Consider the following 2,718-nt stretch of genomic DNA (forward strand, 5'->3'; position numbering starts at 1 on the left):
GACGCCCGGGATTTGCCGACCATGGACGCCGTCCTGGATGTCGCGCGCCGCAAGTCGGGCAACTACACGGTGCGTCGGCCGTTGGAGATCGGCGCCGCGATGGCCGGCTGCGGCGATCGCACGATGTCCGGGCTCGGCCAATACGGGGCAGCGGTAGGGGAAGCCTTCCAGCTGCGCGACGACGTGCTTGGCGTCTTCGGGTTGACGTCAACGACGGGCAAGCCCAGTGGCGGAGATCTGATCGAACGCAAGCCGACCAGCGTCGTGATGGCCGCACACCAACTGGCCGACGCACCGACCCGCCGTCAACTCACCGAATTGATGAAAAGCGACGACATCGACGACAGCGCGCTCGACCGCTGGCGGGCGTTGATCCTGGCGACGGGCGCGGTGCAATGGATCGAAGAGATGATCGCCAGCCGGGTGGAATCAGCCCGAAAAGCACTGGGCGACATGGACATCGACGAATCGGTTCGCAGCGCGCTGGACAACATGGCTGCCGAGTGCACGGACCGCAGCCAATGAGCCGCTCGTCCCCGAAAGCAGTTCGCTGATGCGCACCGTCACCGGACGCAGCGATCGGGTGGTCGTGGTCGGCGCGGGATTGGCGGGGCTGTCGGCCGCCCTGCACCTGGCCGGCCGCGGCCGCGACGTCACGGTGGTCGAGCGCGAAGCATGGCCTGGGGGGCGTGCGGGCCGGCTCGACGTCGACGGCTATCGGCTCGACACCGGGCCCACGGTGCTGACGATGCCCGACATCATCGACGAAACATTCGCCGCCGTCGGGGACGACCGCTCGACGCGTCTGGAGCTGATGGCGCTCGATCCGGCCTACCGCGCGGTCTTCGCCGACGGCAGCAGCCTCGATGTACACACCGATCCCGAGCACATGGCCGCGGCGATAACGCAGTTCGCCGACGGCACGCAGGCGGCGGGCTACCGCCGGCTACAGGACTGGCTGACCCGGTTGTACCGCACGGAATTCGACGGATTCATCGCCAGAAACTTCGACTCTCCCCTCTCGCTGCTCACTCCGCAGCTGGCGCGGCTGGCCGCGATCGGCGGATTCCGCAAGTGGGACAGCATGGTCAAGCGCTACATCAGCGACCCGCGGTTGCGGCGGGTGTTCACCTTCCAGTCGCTGTACGCCGGTGTCGCGCCGCAGCATGCTCTCGCGGTCTACGCCGTCATCGCCTACATGGATATTGTTGCCGGCGTTTTCTTTCCAAGCGGCGGCGTACGGGCCTTGCCCGATGCGCTGGCCGCCGCGGCGATCGATGCCGGTGTGCGATTCCACTACGGTGCATGCGTCACCGAACTCGAACGCGCCGACCGCCGCGTGGCGGCCGTCCGCACCGACCGGGGTCATCGAATAGCCTGCGACGCAGTGGTTCTGACCACCGAGCTGCCCCAAACCTATGCACTGCTGGGCCGCCGGCCACGCCGCTTGGGGAACCTGCGGCCGGCGCCGTCGGCGGTCGTCGTCCACGTGGCCTGCCCGCGGATGCCGTCGGAAGTAGCGCATCACAGCATCCTGTTCGGCAACGCCTGGGAGCAGACATTCGACGACATCGTCCGTGACGGTCGGCTGATGCGGGACCCCTCGCTGCTGGTCACCAGACCCACCGCCAGCGACTCGAGCCTGGCCCCAGCCGGTCGCGATCTGCTCTACGTTTTGGCACCGGCGCCAAACCTCACCCACCCCGGCATCGACTGGTCCGCTGTCGGCGAAGACTACGCCCAACAACTCCTCGGCGTCGTCGCAGACCGGCTGCTCCCCGGCCTGCACGACGCGCGTGTGCTGCACGCCGTCACCCCCGCTGACTGGGCGCGCCAGGGTATGGCCGCCGGAACACCGTTTGCGCTGTCCCACACGTTTTCCCAAACCGGGCCGTTCCGGCCGGCCAATACCGTACGGGGCATCGACAACGCGGTGCTGGCCGGATCTTCCACAGTGCCCGGCGTCGGTGTGCCGACCGCGTTGATCTCCGGGCGGCTGGCCGCCGACCGCATCACCGGCACGGTCGGACACTCGACGCGACGCGTCATCACGAAAGCCGCACTACGATGATCCGCGCCGAGCTGGACGCTGCCGGCATCGGCGATGCGCGGCTACGCGAAGCATATCGACGCTGCCGCGAAATCAACGCCGCACACGGCCGCACCTTCTTTCTGGCCACCCGACTACTCGCCCCAGATCAGCGTCCGGCCGTGCACGCGCTGTACGGCTTTGCCCGCTACGCTGACGACATTCTCGACGACCTCAACCCGGACCTGGACACCAGCATCCGGGCGCAACGGCTGCAAGGTTTGTCCGACCAGTTCTTCACCGGAGGCGATCACGCCGACCATCCCGTGCTGGCGGCGGTCACCCACACCGCACGCCGGTACAGCATCGCAGCCGAACTGTTCGACGACTTTTTGACCTCGATGCGGATGGATCTGACCGTCACCGACTATCCCAACCGCGCCGCACTCAACCGCTACATCAAAGGCTCAGCCGAAGCGATTGGCCTGCAGCTACTTCCCATCCTGGGCACCATAGGCCCGGCAGAAGAGGCCGCACCATACGCTGCCGCGCTCGGCACGGCTTTCCAGCTCACCAACTTTTTGCGCGACATCGATGAAGACCTTGTGCGCCAACGGGTATACCTGCCGGCCGACGAACTGGCCGCCTACGGCGTCGACCGCGAGGTGCTGATGTGGTGTCACCGTCAT

3 protein-coding genes are annotated in these 2,718 nt (G+C 67.2%); all 3 read left to right on the forward strand.

Going from position 1 to position 2,718, the window contains the following annotated elements; genetic code table 11:
• A partial coding sequence (locus tag VFA16_RS17745) for a polyprenyl synthetase family protein (protein WP_324969079.1) occupies nt 1–525 on the forward strand: 525 nt, incomplete at its 5' end.
• 28 nt (nt 526–553) lie between these two features.
• Nucleotides 554–2,071, forward strand: a complete 1,518-nt coding sequence (gene crtI / locus VFA16_RS17750; protein ID WP_324969080.1) for a phytoene desaturase family protein — start codon at nt 554–556, stop codon at nt 2,069–2,071.
• Nucleotides 2,068–2,718: phytoene/squalene synthase family protein (locus VFA16_RS17755; RefSeq protein WP_324969081.1), on the forward strand; the 651-nt coding region annotated here is incomplete at its 3' end. The genes crtI and VFA16_RS17755, both read left to right, overlap by 4 nt.

The organism is Mycobacterium sp. (genome assembly GCF_035653355.1).
GTDB lineage: Bacteria > Actinomycetota > Actinomycetes > Mycobacteriales > Mycobacteriaceae > Mycobacterium.